Origin of the sequence: Streptomyces sp. NPDC088350, from assembly GCF_044753545.1 — a bacterium.
Classification (GTDB): Bacteria; Actinomycetota; Actinomycetes; order Streptomycetales; family Streptomycetaceae; genus Streptomyces.
In genome coordinates this window covers 314,822-333,355 of record NZ_JBIVNL010000008.1, presented here as the reverse complement: position 1 = coordinate 333,355, position 18,534 = coordinate 314,822, and the positions used below count along the sequence as shown (strand labels likewise).

16 protein-coding genes are annotated in these 18,534 nt (G+C 71.3%); 15 read left to right on the top strand and 1 reads right to left on the bottom strand.

What is annotated here, in order from left to right; all coding sequences use genetic code 11:
• The first annotated feature begins 38 nt into the window (after nucleotides 1-38).
• The 12 genes from ACIQBL_RS29140 to solA all read left to right on the top strand — a co-directional run bounded on the left by ACIQBL_RS29140 (nucleotide 39) and on the right by solA (nucleotide 13,507).
• The gene (locus ACIQBL_RS29140) at nucleotides 39-842 is read left to right on the top strand and encodes an N-acyl homoserine lactonase family protein (RefSeq protein ID WP_401946289.1); all 804 of its coding nucleotides are present in this window, start codon (nucleotides 39-41) and stop codon (nucleotides 840-842) included.
• A 152-nt stretch (nucleotides 843-994) separates the two neighbouring features.
• A complete protein-coding gene (locus ACIQBL_RS29135) occupies nucleotides 995-2,650 on the top strand; it encodes an ABC transporter substrate-binding protein (RefSeq protein ID WP_401946286.1) in 1,656 nt (551 codons plus the stop codon).
• Nucleotides 2,643-3,560, top strand: a complete 918-nt coding sequence (locus ACIQBL_RS29130) for an ABC transporter permease (RefSeq protein ID WP_401946283.1) — start codon at nucleotides 2,643-2,645, stop codon at nucleotides 3,558-3,560. The genes ACIQBL_RS29135 and ACIQBL_RS29130 overlap by 8 nt, the downstream gene beginning before the upstream one ends.
• On the top strand, nucleotides 3,557-4,627 hold the full coding sequence (locus ACIQBL_RS29125) for an ABC transporter permease (RefSeq protein WP_401946280.1): 1,071 nt from the start codon (nucleotides 3,557-3,559) through the stop codon (nucleotides 4,625-4,627). The genes ACIQBL_RS29130 and ACIQBL_RS29125 overlap by 4 nt, the downstream gene beginning before the upstream one ends.
• A gap of 5 nt (nucleotides 4,628-4,632) precedes the next feature.
• A complete protein-coding gene (locus ACIQBL_RS29120) occupies nucleotides 4,633-5,322 on the top strand; it encodes an alpha/beta hydrolase (protein WP_401946278.1) in 690 nt (229 codons plus the stop codon).
• Nucleotides 5,319-6,323, top strand: a complete 1,005-nt coding sequence (locus ACIQBL_RS29115) for an ABC transporter ATP-binding protein (RefSeq protein ID WP_401946276.1) — start codon at nucleotides 5,319-5,321, stop codon at nucleotides 6,321-6,323. Before ACIQBL_RS29120 ends, ACIQBL_RS29115 begins: the two co-directional genes overlap by 4 nt.
• Nucleotides 6,320-7,303: an ABC transporter ATP-binding protein gene (locus ACIQBL_RS29110; protein ID WP_401946274.1), complete on the top strand. Its 984-nt coding sequence runs from the start codon at nucleotides 6,320-6,322 to the stop codon at nucleotides 7,301-7,303. Before ACIQBL_RS29115 ends, ACIQBL_RS29110 begins: the two co-directional genes overlap by 4 nt.
• A gap of 19 nt (nucleotides 7,304-7,322) precedes the next feature.
• Nucleotides 7,323-8,087, top strand: coding sequence for an amidohydrolase family protein (locus tag ACIQBL_RS29105; protein WP_401946271.1), 765 nt, complete (start codon nucleotides 7,323-7,325; stop codon nucleotides 8,085-8,087).
• A gap of 20 nt (nucleotides 8,088-8,107) precedes the next feature.
• Nucleotides 8,108-8,542, top strand: a complete 435-nt coding sequence (locus tag ACIQBL_RS29100) for a cytidine deaminase (protein WP_401946268.1) — start codon at nucleotides 8,108-8,110, stop codon at nucleotides 8,540-8,542.
• A 29-nt stretch (nucleotides 8,543-8,571) separates the two neighbouring features.
• Nucleotides 8,572-9,423 carry a creatininase family protein gene (locus tag ACIQBL_RS29095; RefSeq protein WP_401946265.1) on the top strand — a complete coding sequence of 284 codons (852 nt, stop codon included), beginning with the start codon at nucleotides 8,572-8,574 and terminating at the stop codon, nucleotides 9,421-9,423.
• A gap of 32 nt (nucleotides 9,424-9,455) precedes the next feature.
• Complete coding sequence (locus ACIQBL_RS29090; RefSeq protein WP_401946263.1) at nucleotides 9,456-10,913, top strand: aldehyde dehydrogenase family protein; 1,458 nt, start codon at nucleotides 9,456-9,458, stop codon at nucleotides 10,911-10,913.
• Nucleotides 10,910-13,507, top strand: coding sequence for an N-methyl-L-tryptophan oxidase (gene solA / locus ACIQBL_RS29085; protein WP_401946261.1), 2,598 nt, complete (start codon nucleotides 10,910-10,912; stop codon nucleotides 13,505-13,507). Before ACIQBL_RS29090 ends, solA begins: the two co-directional genes overlap by 4 nt.
• A gap of 29 nt (nucleotides 13,508-13,536) precedes the next feature.
• Here solA and ACIQBL_RS29080 read toward each other — a convergent pair whose 3' ends face one another.
• Nucleotides 13,537-14,241, bottom strand: a complete 705-nt coding sequence (locus ACIQBL_RS29080) for a GntR family transcriptional regulator (RefSeq protein ID WP_401946258.1) — start codon at nucleotides 14,239-14,241, stop codon at nucleotides 13,537-13,539.
• A 149-nt stretch (nucleotides 14,242-14,390) separates the two neighbouring features.
• Between ACIQBL_RS29080 and ACIQBL_RS29075 the strand changes: the two genes are divergently transcribed.
• From ACIQBL_RS29075 to ACIQBL_RS29065, 3 genes are read left to right on the top strand one after another with little or no spacing between them, the layout of a single operon-like run.
• On the top strand, nucleotides 14,391-15,044 hold the full coding sequence (locus ACIQBL_RS29075) for a cyclase family protein (protein WP_401946255.1): 654 nt from the start codon (nucleotides 14,391-14,393) through the stop codon (nucleotides 15,042-15,044).
• On the top strand, nucleotides 15,041-16,582 hold the full coding sequence (locus ACIQBL_RS29070; protein WP_401946253.1) for a gamma-glutamyltransferase: 1,542 nt from the start codon (nucleotides 15,041-15,043) through the stop codon (nucleotides 16,580-16,582). The genes ACIQBL_RS29075 and ACIQBL_RS29070 overlap by 4 nt, the downstream gene beginning before the upstream one ends.
• Nucleotides 16,579-18,525 (top strand): primary-amine oxidase, encoded by a 1,947-nt coding sequence (locus ACIQBL_RS29065; protein WP_401946250.1) that lies wholly within the window; start codon nucleotides 16,579-16,581, stop codon nucleotides 18,523-18,525. The genes ACIQBL_RS29070 and ACIQBL_RS29065 overlap by 4 nt, the downstream gene beginning before the upstream one ends.
• The last annotated feature ends 9 nt before the right edge of the window (nucleotides 18,526-18,534 follow it).

Below are 18,534 nucleotides of genomic sequence, written 5' to 3'. Positions count from 1 at the left end.
GGATCACGCATGCACCTTCCGCCCCACCCGCACCCCTCATGACACACCACGGCGTACGAAGGATCGTGCCCCTGCTGCTGGGCTGGGAGGAACTCCCCAAGTCCGTTTCCGTGCACGGCGCCCCGTACGAGGAGCGGCTGCGTGAACCCGTGCCGGCCGTCCTCCTGGAGTGCGACGGCGGCTGGCTGTTGCTCGACACCGGGTTCAACACGGCACTGATCCGGGACCCGGCGCTGCGCCGTCGCTTCTACGGCTCCCCCAACTACCGGCCGATCCTGCCCGGTCCGGGCGAGCCCCTGGAGGAGGCCCTGGACGCGGCCGGCATCGCGATGGACGCGATCCACGCGGTGGCCGTCAGTCATCTGCACGCCGACCACGCGGGCGGGCTCAAGCACTTCGCGGGCCGGGTGCCGGTGCACGTACAGCGCGAGGAGTTGACCTACGGCCTCTCCGCCCGGCCGGAGGTGGAGCGCCACTCCATCTTCCGCGTCGACTTCGACGACCCACGTATCGACTGGCGACAGGCAGACGGCGACACGGAGATCGCCCCCGGTGTGACCGCCGTACTGACGGCCGGGCACACCCCCGGACACCAGAGTTTCGTCGTGGACCTCGCGGACGGCGGCGGCTTCGTGTTCGCCTTCGACGCCGCCGACCTCACCGAGAACATCGAGCACGAGCGCCCGATCGGCGCCTCGATCGGTGTCGATCCGGAGCGCACGGTGGAGCCCATCCGCCGCCTCAAGCGCATCGCCGCGGAACGCGGTTACGAACTCGTCCCCGGTCATGACCCCGTGGTCTGGCCGGAGTTGATCCGCCGCGGGGGCGTGCCGGGCGCGTAGCCGGTAGTGGCCGGATCGCGCCCTCGGCCTGGTTCACACGCCTTTAACACCCGGGACACGAGAGGGACTCTGTGGCCCGTGAACATGTTTTTGGATCCAATCTCGACACTTTGAGATCCATTATTCGAGGATCGGTGCCCAAGGAGGCCCACATGCCGGACCAGTCAGCTGGATCGTCCTCACCCGGCTCCGCCCCGTCGACGGCGTCGCGCCGCACCATGCTCCGGGGCGCGGGGCTCCTCGGAGTGGGCGTCGGCTTCGGGCTCCCCGCTCTGCTCAGTGCCTGCGGTGCCGCGGCCGACGACGCCAAGGGGAGCGGCAGGGGCGGCACGCTGACCCTCGCCATCGACGCGACCAGCGCGGTCAACGACCCGTCGTTCTATACCTCGTTGGGCGACTGGATGGCCGTCGACTGCATCTGTCGCGGCCTGACGTTCATCTCCTTCGAGACCAACGAGCCCACCCCCGACCTGGCCAAGAGCTGGACGATCTCCGACGACCAGCTCACCTACACGTTCGCGCTGCGCGAGGGCGTCAAGTTCCACGACGGTACGACGCTCACCTCGGCGGACGTCCTGGCCAGCCTGGGCCGGCAGTTCGACGAGAAGGACAAGACGCTGCCCAAGGGCGCCACCCGCCCGCTCTCCGACCTGGGCGCGAACGTCGCCTCGCTGACCGCCCCGGACGACCTCACCGTCAAGATGGTCCTGAAGAAGCCGGACCGGACCGCCCTCGGCCAGCTGTCCGACATCGGTGGCCGCATCATCTCCAAGGCCGCGCTGAAGAAGTACGGCGCGAACATCGGCAAGCACCTCGTCGGCACCGGCCCGTTCGCGTTCTCCGCCGCCACCTCCGGCCAGTCCATCACCCTCACGGCCTTCGACGACTTCCGCCTCGGCAGACCGCCCGTCGACCGGCTGGTGCTGCGCCAGGTCCAGGATCCGTCGACCATCGTCAGCTCCCTGCTCAGCGGCGACATCTCGGCCACCCAGTTCACCCCGTACTCCGCCGCCGCCCAGCTGCGCAAGGACGACTCGGTGACCGTCTACAAGACGCCGTACAACGCCAACGCCATCCTGATGATCGACGCCCGCCGCGTCCCCGAGCTCAAGGTCCGCCAGGCCATCAACCTCGCCATCGACCGCAAGGCCATCCTCGACCAGGCCTTCTACGGCGTCGGCGCGCTGCCCGGGGGCTACGCGATCCCGCCCGCGCAGAGCGGCTACGACACCAGTCTGGCCGACCTCTCCACCCAGGACACCGCCAAGGCGAAGAAGCTCGTCGCCGAGGCCGGCGCCGGCGGCCGGCGTATCAAGCTCATGGCGGCCAGCGACTCCTGGCACCCGAAGGCAGCGCAGATCGTCGCCCAGAACCTGACCGACGTCGGCTTCAAGGTGGTCACCACCTCCGTCGACCCGGCCACCTACTTCACCCGGCTCCTCGACGGCAAGGACGACTACCACGATCTGATGATCTGGGAGCGCAACACCTACGTCCCGGACGCCAACGACATGGTCGGCGCCATGGCCAGCCCCACCGGCCTCTACGGCGCGACGATCACCGGCATGGACACGCTCAAGGGCACCGCCTCGCTCGCCGCCGACCTGGAGACGGCCAAGAACCTGCCCCTCGGCGCGCGGCGCACGGCCGCCTACACGAAGATCCAGCGCCGGTGGGCGGAGGACTACATGGTGCTGTCGATGCTGGCCTGCTTCGCCAACCTCGTGGTCAGTGGCTCCCACGTGAAGCACATGAACACCGCCGCGCTGGCCAACCACCGTTGTTACATGGAGAAAGCCAGTGTCTGAGACGACGGCCGCTCCAGCGCCCGTGGCGACCGCACGGCCCCCCACTCCCCCCGCCTCGCCGGCCGGGCGGACCGTCCTCGCTGCCTGGCGTCGGCGCCGGCTGGCGCGGTCCTGGCCGGCCGTGCTGTCCTGGCTCGTCCTGATCGCGCTGGTGCTGGTGGCCCTCGTGGGACCGCTGTTCGTCCAGGCGGACCCGCTGCGTCAGACGTCGTCGGCGCTGCTCCCCCTGGGCTCGTCCGGCCATCTGTTCGGCACGGACGACCTCGGCCGCGACGAACTGGCCCGACTCGTGCACGGCGCCCGCCCGTTGCCGCTGGTGGCGTTCGCGGCGACCGCGCTCGCGGCCGTCGCCGGCACCGGGATCGGGCTCGTCGCCGGGTATGCGGGCGGTGTCGTCGAGCAGGTCCTGATGCGGATCGTGGACCTCGCGCTCGCCTTCCCGTCCATCCTGCTCGTCATCCTCCTCGTGGCGGCCGCAGGACCGGGCACGGTCAGTCTGGTGTTCGGCATCGGAGTGTCCCTGGCACCCGGTCTGGCCCGGCTGGCCCGTGCCCTGACCGCCCGCGAGGCGGCCCGTGACTATGTCGTCGCCTGCAAGTTGGGCGGCACCCGCACCCCACGCATCCTCGCCCGCGAACTCCTCCCGAACATCGCCGGACCGATGCTCGCCCAGGTCGTCATGACGCTGTCGATCGCGGCCGGTTTCGCCGCCGGTCTGTCCTACCTCGGCCTGGGCATCCAACCGCCGCAACCCGACTGGGGATACATGGTCCAGGCGGGCCAGGAGTTCCTCTACACGGCACCCCGACTGGTCGTCCTGCCCGCGACGTTCACGCTGCTGTTCGTCGTCGCCTGCAACTTCGTCGGCGACGACCTGCGCGACGCACTCGACGTACGGGGGCCGGCGTGACCACCGCGCTCCTCTCCGTCCACAGGCCCAAGTGGGCAGCGGGAACAGCCCTGTTGGTCCTACGACGCCTCGCGGTCGTCCCCGTCGTCCTGCTCGCCCTCGCCAGCCTGGTGTTCCTCGCGATGCGCCTGCTTCCCGGCTCACCGGCGACCTCGCTCGCGGCCGGCGGCAACACTCTGTCCGCGTCCGACCTGGCGGCCAACGAAGCGCGCGTCAACAAGGCACTCGGCCTGGACCGACCCCTCCTCGCCCAATACGGCAGCTTCCTCAACGACTTGGTCCACCTACGGCTCGGCACCTCCTTCTACGGCTCCAACAGCGTCCTCGGCCTGCTCGGCGACGCCCTCCCCGCCACGATCGAGCTGACGCTCGCGGCGATGACGATCGCGGTGCTGCTCGGTGTCGTCACGGGGGTCATCGCCGCGCTGCGCAAGGGGAGTTGGATCGACCACTCGACCCGGGCCGTGGCCACGGTGAGTTTCTCGCTGCCCTGGTTCGCGCTCGGCGTGCTCGGCATCGTCGTGTTCGGCGTGTGGCTGCGCTGGCTCCCGGTCCTGGGCCGGCTGCCCAGCTCGCTCGACTACAACCCGACCACCAACTTCGTCCTCCTCGACGCGATTCTCCAGAACCGCCCCGAGCTGGTGTGGCCCTGGATCCAGCATCTGATCCTGCCCGCCGTCACGTTGGCGCTGTCGATGGCCGGGTTCATCACCCGCATCGTGCGCGCCTCCGTCCTGGAGGTCCTCGACGACGACTTCGTGCGGACCGCTCGCATGAAGGGGCTGAGCGAGGGCGTGGTGATCCGCCACCACGTGCTGCGCAACTCCTGGCTGCCCATCGTGACCGTCCTCGGCCTCCAGTTCGGCTCCCTGCTGGGCGGTTCGGTGATCACCGAGACGGTCTTCTCCTACGCCGGGGTCGGCCGCCTGCTCGTGCAAGGCGTCCTGCAACGCGACTACCCCGTCGTTCAGGGCGCCGCCCTCGCCATCGCCCTCCTCTTCACCCTGGTCAACCACGCGGTGGACCTGCTCTACACGGTCCTCGACCCGCGGCTACGGAAAGGATGACCCGCATGGACATCGTGCTGGTCCACGGTGCCGGCGGACGGCCGACGACCTGGTCGGCGGTCGAGCCCCTGTTGGCCGCCCACGGCCACCGGCTGTTCACCGTCACCAACCCGATGACCTCCCTGGAGGACGACATCGCCAACACGGCGGCCGTGCTGGAGGAGACGACGGGACCGGTGCTGCTGGCCGGGCACTCCTACGGCGGAGCGGTCATCAGCAACGTCGGCCGTGATCCTCGGGTCAAGGGGCTTGTCTACATAGCCGCGTTCGGGCCGGACGAGGGCGAGACGGTCAGCGGGATCGTCGAGCGGTACGAGGAGGCGGAGATCTCCAAGTACATGCGGCGCGGTCCCAACGGCGAGTGGAAGTCCGAGACCAGCGAGGAGTTCTGGGCCGAGATAGGTCCCGATCTCTCGCCCGAGCAACGGGCCGTCGTGGAGGCGGAGGGGCGCAAGGCGGAGAACCTCATCTTCACACAACCGACCGGTGCACCGGCCTGGCGCACGCTGCCCAGTTGGTATCTGGTCGCCGACGACGACCGCACACTGCGCCCGGAGATCCAGAACGACATGGCGGCCCGGATGAAGGCGACCGTCGAGCATGTGCCGGGCAGTCACTACACGACCCTGGTGTGGCCCGAGCGCGTCGCCGACCTGATCCACACGGCGGCCCTGGCCGTGGGCGAGGGTTCATGACGTCCGCGCCCGTGCTCGAAGTCCGCGACCTGCGCGTCCAGTTCGACGTTCCGGCGGGCCGGCTGCCCGCCGTGGACGGTGTGGAACTGACCCTGCGGCAGGGCGAAGTCCTCGCGCTGGTGGGCGAGTCGGGGTCCGGGAAGTCCGCCCTGTCGATGAGCCTGGTCGGCCTGAACCGCGGTCCCCGCACCCGCATCAGCGGCGAGGCGGTCTTCAAGGGCCAGGACCTTGTCGCCGCGTCGGAGCGGGAGTTGCGCGGTGTGCGCGGCAAGGACATCGCGGTGGTCTTCCAGGACGCGCTGGCCGCGCTCAACCCGTTGCACCGGGCGGGCGCCCAGGTCTCGGAGATGATCCGCGCCCACCGTGAGGTGACGCGGGGTCAGGCGATGGACCGAGCGGTCGAGTTGCTCGGCGAGGTCGGCATCGCCGGCCCGGACCGCACGGCACGCGCCTACCCGCACCAGCTCTCGGGGGGCATGCGCCAACGCGTGATGATCGCCATGGGCCTGGCCAACGACCCCGCCGTCCTGATCGCCGACGAACCCACCACCGCGCTCGACGTCACGATCCAGGCCCAGGTCCTGGCCGTCCTCAAGCGCGTCCACGGCACCTCCGTGCTGCTGATCACCCACGACCTGGGCGTCGTCGCCGAGGTCGCCGACCGGGTGGCGGTGATGTACGCGGGCCGGATCATGGAACAGGGGCTGCGCGAGGAGGTCCTGTTCCACCCGCAACACCCCTACACGATGGGGTTGTTGGGCTCGGTCCCACCGATCGACGGTCCTGTCGTACGACGGCTGCCGACCATCGCGGGCAGCCCGCTGACCGGGGTGGACCGGCCGTCCGGCTGCGCGTTCGCGCCCCGGTGCCCCTTCGTCCACGACGCGTGTGCCGAGCGGCCCGTGCTGCGGCAGCGGCACGGCGAGGACGGTCACCTGGACGCCTGTGTGCTGCCCTCCCCCGTCCGTGCCACGGCCCGTTCCCTGGGAGGCATCGCATGACCGCCGCGCTCATCCGGGCCCGCGAGTTGCGTGTCGAGTACCCGGGCCGGGCGGGTGGCCGGGTCAGGGCGCTGCGGGACGTCGACCTCGACATCCTCCAGGGCGAGACCCTCGGTCTGGTCGGCGAGTCGGGCTGCGGCAAGTCCACGCTCGGCCGGGCGCTGTTGCGGGTCATCGAACCCGCCTCGGGCCGCATCGAGTTCGACGGCACCGACCTCACCCGGCTGCGCGGTCGCCAACTGCGCCGCACCCGGGCCGAGTTGCAGATGGTCTTCCAGGACCCTTTCGGCTCGCTGAACCCGCGCCGCCGGATCGCGGACATCGTCGCCGAACCCCTCCTCCGAGCACGCGCCGCCACCCGCGCCGAGGCGGCGAAGACGGTGGCCGAACTGCTCGACCTGGTCGGCCTCGGCGCGGAGGCCGGCGGGCGCAGGCCGCACGAGTTCTCCGGCGGTCAGCGCCAACGCATCGGCATCGCGCGGGCGTTGGCGTCGTCACCGCAGTTCGTGGTGGCCGACGAGGCCGTGTCGGCGCTGGACGTGTCGATCCAGGCCCAGGTGCTGAACCTGCTGTCGGACCTGGTCCGCGACCGGGGTCTGACGATGCTGTTCATCTCGCACGACCTGGGCGTCGTACGGCACATCGCCGACCGGATCGCGGTCATGTATCTCGGCCAGATCATCGAAGTCGCCTCCCGCGACGCCTTCTTCGCCGCCCCCGCGCACCCCTACAGCCGGGCGCTGCTGTCCTCCGTCCCCGTGCTACGGCCCGGAGCGACCCGTGAACAGGAGGTGCTGGAGGGCGAGTTGCCCGATCCGGCGAATCCGCCCGAGGGCTGTCTGTTCCGCACCCGGTGCCCCATCGCCACGGAGCAGTGCCGCACCAGCGCGCCCGAGCTGCGCGAGATCGCGCCGGGCCGCAGTGTGCGCTGCCATCTGCCCCTGGTCTCAAGCGAGCACCAAGTCGCGAGTAGCGAGTAGCGAGTAAGGACGAACCGCTTTGATCATCGACGCGTACAACACCACTCAGGACGTCCGCGGCCGTTCCGACTACCTCACCGGTGCCCGCAAGGGCCAGGCCCCGCCGCCGTACACGCCCTTCGAGCCGCGGCGCATCCTCGACCGGATGGACGCGGCGGGGGTGGACATGGCGATGGTGTGCTCGCTCGCGCAGCGCATCGAGAACGACTTCATCGCCTCGCTGGTGGCCTCCTACCCGGACCGGTTCTTCGGCTTCGGGCAGGTGCTGCCGCAGGCCGACGACGCGCTCGACGAGATCGACCGGATGGCCGACGCGGGTCTGGTGGGGCTGAAGCTGCACCCGAGTCTGCACGGCTACCACGTCGCCGACCACGGGTTGTTGGACCCGGTGTTCGAGGCGTGTGCGCGGCGCGGGCTGCTGGTGCTGATCAACGCTCTCGACGACGCGTTCTGCGCACCGCTGTCGATCGAGGAGATCGCGCGGGACCACCCCCAAGTCCCCACGATCATCGCCCACATGGGGGCGGTGTGGAACGTCCCGGAGGCGATCATCGTGGCCGAGCGGCAGCCGCACGTGTATCTGGAGACGTCGGCGACGCTGATGAGCGACGTCAAGCGTGCCTACGCGCGGCTCGGGCCCGAGAAGATCCTGATGGGCAGTGAGTGGCCCGGCTCCGACTTCGACCTGGAGCGTATGAAGATCGCGAAGGCGGTCGAGGACGAGAAGGACCGGGCGCTGGTCGAGGGCGGCAACATGGCCCGGCTGCTGGGGCTGACGGTATGAGTGCCGTGGGGGTGCGGCCCGTGTCCGTACCGGCGTCGATGGACGAGGACGACGTCGAACTCCTCGCCACCGCACAGCACTTGCTGGCCCGGGTGTGGCAGTCGGGCCGTCACGAGGTCGCGACCGCGCTCCGTACCGCGGACGGCCGGGTCCACACCGGAGTCCATGTGGAGGGCTCCTGCCGGCGCAGTTCGATCTGCGCGGAGGGGGTGGCCATGGGCACGGCCCGGGGCGCCCTGCCGGCCGGTGCGGAGTTGAGCATCACGTCGGTGGTGTCGGTGCAGATCAAGCCGGCGGGCTGGTTCCGGATCATCGCCCCGTGCGGGGTGTGCCGCGAACTGATCAGCGACTACTGCCCGGACGCCACCGTGTGGGTCACCACGGTCGACGACGACAAGCCCGTCCCGTTGCGCGCCCTGGACCTGCTGCCCGAGAAGAGCCGACGCCGATGGTGAACGCCATCGGTCCCGAGGAGAGGAGAGCCATGTCGTCCGTCTTCGTCACCGGTCCGTCCGGACGAACCGTCCCCACCGGGCTCGATGTCCCCGAACTCGCCGCGCGGTTGGGCGGGTCCGGATCGCCGGTGCTGTGGGAGGAGTTTACCTGGCCGGAGGCGGAGTCCACGGCCGCCGTCCAGGACGCCGTCATCATCCCCGTCGGCGCCACCGAGCAGCACGGCCCCCATCTCCCCCTCGCCGTGGACACCCGGATCTGCGAGGCGGTCGCCCTCGGGGTCTCCGCGCTGACCGGCGTACCCGTCGTCCCGCCCCTGAGCTTCGGGGTGTCCGCGTCCCACGGTGACTTCGCCGGGACGGTGGCGCTGCGGCCGGAGACCATGATCGCCGTCGTCGAGGACGTCATCGACTCGCTGTACGCCTCCGGAGTACGGCAGTTCATCCTGCTCAACGGGCACATCTGGAACAACGGCGCGCTCGACGTGTCGGCCGAGAAGCTGAGGGTCCGTCATCGGGACGCCCGGGTGCGGGCGTTGGGGTACGTGACGATGTACCCGGGTCCCGAGGTCGACGGACACGTCACCTATGGCCGGGCGTTGATGCACGCCAACTTCTTCGAGACGTCCGTGATGCTGCACCTCGCACCCGAGCTGGTCCGGATGGATCGGGCCACCTCCCATGTCGACGTCGACTCGTTCTGGGACTACCGCATGGACCAGGTCAGCGAGACCGGGGTCTGGGGCAGGGACGTGACCGACGCCGATCCCCAGCACGGCGAGGCGGAGTTCGACCGCTGCGTCCTGACCACAGCCCGGGCGGTGTCCACGGCGGTGCGCGAACCGTGGCCCGACCCCACTCACCGACCCGGACGGCAGGCGTGAAGTCCCGCACGGCAGGCGTGAAGGAGAACACCGTGGACCCCAGCATCGTGATCCCCCGGCTGCCGGACTGCGAGCCCATGCTCATCGGCGGCGAGTGGACCACCGGCACCGCGACGGAACGCGTCCCGGTGCTCGACCCCGCCACCCAGGAGCAGCTCACCACGGTCGTCCAGGCGGGCTCCGCCGAGGTGTCCGCGGCGGTCGAGGCCGCCAACGCCGCGCACCGGGACCGCCGTTGGCGCGGGCTGCCGCCCCGGCAGCGCCGTGACGTTCTCCTGCGTCTCGCCGACCTGGTGGAGCGCGACGCCGAGAAGCTGGCGGTGCTGGACACCCTGGACAACGGCAAGGCCATCGAACGCGCCCGTGGTGATGTGGAGTTGGGCCTGCAGGCCATCCGGCACTTCGCGGGAACGCCGACCCGCCTGGCGGGAACCGTGCACGCGGCCGGCCCCGACCGGCATGTGTACAGCGTCCGCGAGCCGGTCGGTGTGGTGGCCGCCGTACTGCCGTGGAACTTCCCCTTCATGATCGCCGCCTGGAAGCTCGCCCCCGCCCTGGCCGCCGGCTGCACGGTCGTCGTCAAACCGGCCGAGCAGACCCCGCTCACCGCACTGCGGCTGGCCGCGCTCTGCCTGGAGGCGGGAGTGCCCGAGGGCGTGGTCAACGTCCTTACGGGCGACGGGCGTACGGGTGCGGAACTGGTCGCCCATCCCGGTGTCGCCAAGGTGTCCTTCACCGGGTCCACCGAGGTCGGACGGCACATCATGGCCGCGGCGGCACCGTCGTTGAAGCGGCTCACGCTCGAACTCGGCGGCAAGTCACCCAACATCGTCTTCGCCGACGCCGATCTCGACGCCGGCGTACCGAACGCCGTGCGCGCGGTGTTCGGGCACTCCGGGCAGATGTGCACGGCGGGCAGCAGGCTGCTGGTGGAGCGCACGATCGCCAAGGAGTTCCTGGACCGGCTGGTACCGGCCGTGGAGGCGCTGCGGATCGGCCCGGGGCTCGCGGGCGGCATCAACATCGGTCCTCTGGTGTCGCAGGAGCAGTACGACCGCGTCACCGGCTATGTCGCACTGGGCCGCGCGGAGGGCGCCGGGGTGGCCGTGGGCGGTGAATCACTGCCGGGGCCGGGGTGGTTCGTGCCGCCGACGGTGTTCACCGAGGTCACCCCCGACATGCGGATCGCGCGGGAGGAGATCTTCGGCCCGGTCGCCACGATCCTGCCCTTCGACAGCGAGGAGGAGGCGATCGCCCTGGCCAACGACAGCGAATACGGGCTCGCCGCCGGCGTGTGGACCGGCAGTCTGGCCCGCGCCCACCGCACCGCCGCCGCGCTGGAGGCCGGGACCGTGTGGGTCAACACGTACAACGAGTTCGACCCCGCCGTGGCCTTCGGCGGGATGAAGCAGTCCGGCCTCGGCAGGGACCTCGGCGACGCCGCCGTCGACGGGTTCACCGAGCTCAAGAGCGTGACGATCGCCCTGTGAGCGCGCCCGTGACGGCCGGGACGGCCGCCTCGCCCCCGAATCCCCCGCCCCCGCACACCCTGAACGTCGCGGCCGAACGCGCCCGCACCCCCGGCTCGTTCACCGGCCACCACTTCAACTCCGCGGGTGCGGCCCTGCTCGCCAACGGCACCGTCGAGGCGGTCATCGACCATCTCCGCGCGGAGAGCCTGTCGGGCGGCTACGAGGCCGCGAAACACGCGGCTCCCGCCCTGGAGGCCGTCTACGCGCGTACCGCCGAACTCCTGGGCGCCCGGCTGGAGGAGGTCGCCCTCGTCGAGAGCGCGACGGCCGGCTGGCAGCGTGCCGTGTCGGCGCTGCGACTGCGCCCCGGCGACCGGGTGCTGGCCGCCCGCTCCAGCTACGTCAGCAGCGCGTTGCATCTGCTGTCGGTCGAACGCGACCACGGTGTCCTGGTCGAGTTGCTGCCCAACGGGCCCGACGGATCAGTGGACTTGGAGGCGTTGGAGGCGGCGCTGCGCGCGGGACCCGCCGCGCTGGTGACGGCCGCCCATGTACCGACCTCCTCGGGACTGGTCGAACCCGTCGCCGCGATAGGCGTGTTGGCCGGCGGCCACGGAGTGCCCTTCCTCCTGGACGCGACCCAGTCACTCGGCCAACTGCCGGTGGACATGGGCGCCATCGGCTGCGACCTCCTCATCGGCACCGGCCGCAAGTTCCTGCGCGGCCCGCGCGGCACCGGCCTGCTCGCGGTCCGCCGCCCGCTCCTCGACCGGCTCGCCCCCGAGGCACCGGACGTCCGGGGCGCCCGGTGGACGGCCGAACGCAGCTGGGAACTGGTGCCGGACGCCAAGCGGTTCGAGTTGTGGGAGGCCGCGCACGCCTTGCGCCTGGGGCTGGGTGCCGCGTTGGCCGACCTCAGCGGGCTCGGCATCGACACCGTCGCCCGGCACCTGGCCACCCTCGCGGCCTCGCTGCGGGAACGCCTTTCCGCATTGCCGGGTGTCCACGTCACCGACCCTCCGGCTGCGGGCGGTGCCATCGTCACCTTCGTGGTCGACGGGATGGACGCCTCCGATGTTCAGCGTCAACTCGCTTATCGCCGGGTGCATTTGATCGCGGTGCCGGCCGGCCACGGGCGGTGGGACATGGATCACCGGGGACTGACCAAGGTGGTCCGGGCCTCGGTCCACGTCTACAACGACGAGGACGATCTGGACGCGCTGGTCGAGGCGGTGCGGGAGATCGTGTGCCTCGATGGGCGCGGCACGGGGTCGCGTACGGGCCGGTCGGACACGAGGGCGGAGGCGGGCGCCGGGGTCGAGCCCGCAGAGCCCGCGCCGGCACTCTCGGCTCATCCGAACACGACCGGTCCCGAGCCTGACGGCTCGCAGGAACTGCCGCCGGGCACGGGGCGCACGGCACCCGCCCAGTCGCCCTCGGCAGCACTGATCGCACCCACGGCCGAGGACCGGCGCCCCGCTCCCGCTCCGCACACCCCGCGTTCCACCCCCCGTCGCCACGACGCCATCGTGGTCGGCCTGGGCGTACACGGCAGCGCCACCCTGCGTCACCTGGCCGCGCGCGGTCTCGACGTCCTGGGCCTCGAACAGTTCGCCCTGGGCCACGACTTGGGTTCCTCACACGGGGAGACCAGGATGATCCGCCGCGCCTACCCCCACCCCGACTGGGACGCCCTGGTCGACACCGCCTACCAGGCCTGGACCGAGCTGGAGGGCGCTTCGAAAGCCCAACTCCTGGACATCACCGGCGGGTTGTACGCGGCACCGAACGACCGCCCCGATCCCCTGCGCGGCCCCGGCTGCCGGCAGGTCGACGCCGAAGAGGCCGCACGGATCTTCCCGGGGCTGCGACTCCCCGCCGGATTCACCGCGGTGCACGACCCGCGAGCCGGGATCATCGACGCACAGGAGACACTCCGCGCCCAACTGACCCTGGCCGAACGGTCTGGAGCGCACATCGAGGACCACTCCCCCGTCCTCGGCTGGGAACCGGACGGCGACGATGTCGTGGTCCGCACCGCCGAGGGCGTCCTGCGCACCCGCCGCCTGGTCCTGTGCACCGGCCCTTGGACGGCGGCCCAAGTCCCGTCCCTCGCACCCCACCTGACGGTGACTCGTATCGTCAACGCCTATTTCGCCGCCGACCCGGCGGGCCCGCTCGGCCCTTCCGGCCTCGGCAGTTTCTCCGTCGATCTGCCGCAAGGCCTGCTGTACGGGTTCCCCGCGACCGACGGCCGCGGCCTCAAGGCGGGACTGGACAGCGGCCCGGCCTGGGACCCACGGGCACCACGCCCCCACGCCACCGACGACGAACTCGCCCTCCTCGCCGAGGCGGTGGCCCAGGTGCTGCCCGGCGCCGGCCCGGTGACCGAGAGCCTGACGTGTCTCTACACGATGACGGCCGACCGGCGTTTCCTGGTCGGCGAAGTGCCGGGTGTGCCGCAGGTGTTGGTCGTGTCGGCGTGTTCGGGGCACGGGTTCAAGTTCGGCCCGGCGATCGGCGAGGCGCTGGCCGACCTCGTGTGCGGAATCGCCCGCCCGGACCTGGACTTTCTGTCTCCGGCCCGGCTGTTTCCCGGCGGGACCCCGTGAGGGGCCGCGCGGGGTCGGAAAGGGCCCGCTCAGCCATGGAAGACGGTCTGCGACCGGCGCTCGTACCAGGCCGTCAGATGCTCGCCGGAGCTGATGACGTGCTCGCGCATCAACTCGTCGGCCCGGTCGGCGTCGTGGGCGGCCAACGCGTCGATGACGGCCTGGTGCTGACGGATGTTCAGCTGTCGATGGCGTTCGTCGCCGGCGAGGGCGAGCGAGGAGACGTTGCGTGGGAAGCTCTCGTTGATCCGGTCGATCATCCGGGTCAGCCAGGGATTGTCGGCCGCTTCGCAGATGACCGTGTGGAAACAGTCGTTGGCGGCGGTGGTCGTGAGATTGCCCGCGCCCCTCGCCTCACCGGCGGCTCCCGTCACGGCCTCGCACAGGACGGCGTTGTGCTCGCGGAGCGCGGCGAGCCCGCGTTCCGTGATGCGGGAGGCGGCACGCCGGGCGGCCATGCCCTCCAGTTCGGCGCGCACCTCGTACGCCTGGCGGACCTCCCAGGGCGCGGGCACCCGGACCACCGCGCCGCGGTTCGGCTGCATCTCGATCAGCCCGCCGTTCTGCAGCTGACGCAGTGCCTCGCGCACCGGTGTGCGGCTGACTCCGAACTCGGTGGCCAGCGCCGCCTGGCGCAGCGGTTTGCCGATCGCCAGCTCGCCGTTCATGATCCGCGCGCGGATGCGGGCCGCGATGTCGTCGACGAGGGGACTCTCGTCAGTCTGGGGCGTCATCGGAGTCGGTCAAACCCTTCTCGGGGGCGGTCGGGGGGGTGCGCGGTGGTTGAGCAGTTTCCCACGCGGCCGAGGGCGACCTCAGCCACTCGACAGTCGCTCATTTTTGGATCCATTTCAATGATATCCGCATCCAATAGGAGGGCCGCATGAATCTGGACTTCGCCAAGGCGATCGACGTGTCCGTTCCCATCCATCCCGGCATGCTCCACTGGGGCCGACGCCCCGAAATGGAGATCGTCGAATCCCGAACGGCCGGCGATCCCTCCAACGTGAGCCGCTGGCGCATCGGCGCCCACACCGGCACCCACATCGACGCTCCGGCCCACTTCATCGACGGCGGCAGGACGGTCGACCGGCTCGACCTGACCGCTCTCAACGGAACCGCGCGGGTCCTCGACCTCACCCACGTCAAGGAACAGATCACCGCCGCCGACCTCGACGCGGCCGGCCTCGGCACCGAGGAACGCGTGCTGCTGCGCACCAGCAACTCCGAGGGCGTCCTGCGCAGTCCGTGGAAGGCCCGGCAGTGGGTCGGGCTGGCCCCCGACGGGGCGGAACGACTCATCGAGGCCGGGGTGCGCACCGCGGGCATCGACTACCTGAGCATCGAGGCGGTCGCCTACACCACCCACTGGGAGACCCACCAACTCCTGTGCGCCGCCGAGGTGTTGATCCTGGAAGTGGTCGATCTGCTGCACACCCCGGCCGGGGTCTACGACATGCTCTCCCTCCCCCTGCCCCTTCAGGGCGCCGAGGCCGCACCCTCCCGCACCGTGCTCCTCCCGAGGGACGAGGCGTGAGTGCCGCCTCCCGGCTGATCCTGGCCGCACCGCACCCGGCGGCACTGGCGGCGGCCCGGCGTGCGGCGGCGCGGGGCGGCAACGCCGTGGACGCGGCGCTGGCGGCAGCCGCCGCGCTCACCGTCGTCTACCCCCACCAGTGTTCCCTGGGCGGCGACTTGATCGCCCTCGTCCACGCCCCCGGCGGCTCGGTACGCGCGGTGATCTCGGCGGGGGCCGCCGCACAGGCCGTAGACGTCGAAGCGCTCCGCGCCGCCGACCGGCGGATGCCCGCGCAGGGTCCGCAGACGGTGACCGTGCCCGGCGTGGTGGCGGGCTGGACCGCGCTCGCCGAAGCCCATGGCACACCCGGTGCCCTTGCCGCCGCGCTTCGGGACGCCGCGGAACTGGCCCAGGACGGGGCCGGCGTATCGGCGGGTCTGGCGCGCGCCATCCGTGAGCGGGCCCCGCAGATCGCCGCGGACCCCGGGCTCACCGCCCTGCTGACCGGCCGCGACGGCACACCGCTCGACGAGGGCGACCCGCTCCCCCAGCCCCGGCTGGCCTCCGTACTCCGAACCCTCGCCGACGACCCGTCGTCCTTCTACCGGGGCGCGGTCGCCGAGGCGCTGGCGGACGGACTGCGCAGGGCCGGAAGCCCTCTCACCGCGAGCGATCTCGCGGCCCATCGGGCGGAGAACAGCGAGCCGTTGACGCTCGACCTGGCCGGAACCCGTTGGTGGACCGCGCCGCCGCCGAGTCAGGGGGCGAGTCTGCTGGCCGTACTGGAGACCGCCGCGTCGGTGGCGAAGCTGCCCGAGCGGGAGCGCACCGGCGTGCTGGCCGCCCGCTGTCAGGACGCGTCCGCAGCGCGTGACCTGTTGCTGGGCGATCCGCGCGGCGCATCGGCGATCGACCTGGACGGGCTCCTGCGCCCGGCTCCGCTCGCCGGTGCGCGAGTGCCCGAGCCGTCCTTCCGGCCCGCCGGGGACACCGTCGCGATCACCGCCGTAGACGATTCGGGGCTGGCCGTCTCCCTGATCCAGAGCGTCTACCAGACCTTCGGCTCCGGCATCTGCGAACCGGAGACCGGCATCGTGCTGCACAACCGGGGCTCGGCGTTCAGCCTGCTGCCCGGCCACCCCGCCCTCATCGGCCCCGGACTGCGGCCTCCGCACACCCTCTGCCCGGTGCTCGGCCGGTCGGCCGAGCTGCTGCTCTCGGCCGGTTGCCAGGGCGGCCGGGCGCAGCCGCAGATCCTTGCCCAGACGGTGCCCGATCTGATGGATCCGGCCGCCGATCCGGCCGTAGTCCTCGACCGGCCGCGCTGGGTGATCGGCGCCCGCGACATCGGACACGAGACGCAGACATTGCTGGCCGAACCCGGGTCCGTTCCGGCGGACGCGTTCCCGGCAGTGCTTCCGGTCGTCCTCTCGCCGGGCCGTACCGATCTGGCCGGTCACACCCAGGCCGTACGACTGTCCGCCGGCGGTCGGCTGGACGGCGCCTCCGATCCCCGCGCCGACGGCGGCACCATCTTGGAAGGAAACCCGCTGTGAGCACTCTCGCCCCCGAGCCCGTACCGGCCGACGCACCACATCCGCTGGACCCTCTCACCGTCACCGAACTCGCCACCGCCGTACAGGTGTTGAGGGCCGACACCCGAGTCCCCGACGACGCCCGGTTCTGGGGTGTGGCACTGGACGAGGACCACGCCCGCCGCGCTGCCCCCGGGGATGCCCGGCGCGCCCGCGCGGTCGTGTTCTCGCCGTCCGCGCGCCATGCCTTCGAGGTCGATCTCGAACTCGGCGACAAGCCGCAGACCACCGCCTGGCGGGAGTTGGACGTCCGCAGCCCGGGGTGTTCCTCCGAGGAGGCCCGGCAGGCCGCTGCCGCCTGCCGCGCCGACCCGCGCTTCCGGGAGGCGCTCGCGCTGCGCGGTATCCACGACGTGTCGCTGGTGATGGTGGACCCGGAGTCGATCGGCGGCTTCGAGCCGCCCGAGTACGCGGGCCGCCGGCTGACCTGGGGCAGTGTCTGGCATCGCACCGACGAGGACGACAACGGCTACGCGCGCCCGGTGCAGGGGGTCGTGCCGATCATCGACATGGAGACCATGGAGGTCCTGCACATCGAGGACCACGGGGTGGTGCCACTGTCGGAGGAGTCCGGCGTCTTCGCGGCCGGGACGGTGGCCGGGCGACCGGGGCTCAGGCCGCTTGAGGTCGTTCAGCCGGAGGGGCCGAGCTTCGGCGTCACCGGGCAGCGGATCGACTGGCAGGGGTGGTCGGTGCGGGTCGGCTTCAGTCATCGTGAGGGGCTCGTGCTGCACGACCTCGCCTTCGCCGCGGCCGGGAAGGGCCCTCGGCAGGTGATCCGGCGTGCGGCCGTCAACGAGATGTACGTCCCGTACTTCGACACGGCCTCCACCCAGTACCGCAAGAACTTCTTCGACTGGGGCGAGTACGGCGCGGGCCCGCTCACCAACTCCCTTGCCCTGGGCTGTGATTGCCTCGGCGTCATCCAGTACTTCGACGCGGCGGTGCTCGGCGGCGACGGTGTGCCCCGGCTCATCCCCAACGCCGTCTGTGTGCACGAGGAGGACGACGGCATCCTCTGGAAGCACCACGACGGCCGCACCGGCCGTACGGAGGTGCGCCGTTCGCGCCGGCTGATCATCTCGGCGTTCGCCACCGTGGCCAACTACGACTACGGCTTCTACTGGTCGCTGTACCAGGACGGTTCGGTGATGCTGGAGATCAAGATGACCGGCATCCTCTCCGCCACCGGCGTCGAGGAGGACGAGCCGACCCCGTACGCGCGCCGGGTCGCGCCGAACGTCGCGGTCACCAACCACCAGCACTTCTTCAGTGTTCGCCTCGACATGGCGGTGGACGGCGATCCCAACCGGCTGGTGGAGGTCACCGCCGAGCACGAGCCCGACCCGGCGCTCGACCCGTACGGCAACGCGGCCCGGACCGTGCTGCGTCCGATCCTCAGCGAGTCGGACGGCGCCCGGCGCACCGACCCGTCCCGCGCGCTGCACTGGCGGGTGGAGAGCACCGAGTCCCGCAACCGGATGGGCGAACCGACCGCGTACCGCGTGCACTTGGAGAACACGGCGGTGCTGCCGGTGCGCGAGGACAGCGTGTGCGCCCGCCGAGCCCCGTTCGTGGGGCGGCAGTTGTGGGCGACGGCCTACGACCCCGAGCGGCGGTTCGTCGGCGGCGAGTACCCGAACCAGGCCGAGCCGGGCGCGGACGGCGTCCACAAGTGGCAGGAGGAGAACCGGTCGTTGGACGGCACCGACCTGGTGCTGTGGGCCACGGTCGGCTCGCACCACTTCCCGCGTCCCGAGGAGTGGCCGGTGATGCCGGTGGCCAAGGCGAGGCTACGGCTGGAGCCCGACGGCTTCTTCGACCGCAACCCGGCCCTGGACGTGCCCGCCCCCGTCTCCTGCCACACGCCGAGCCCTACGGCCCCGGACCACTGCTGCGGCTGACCGCGCCCC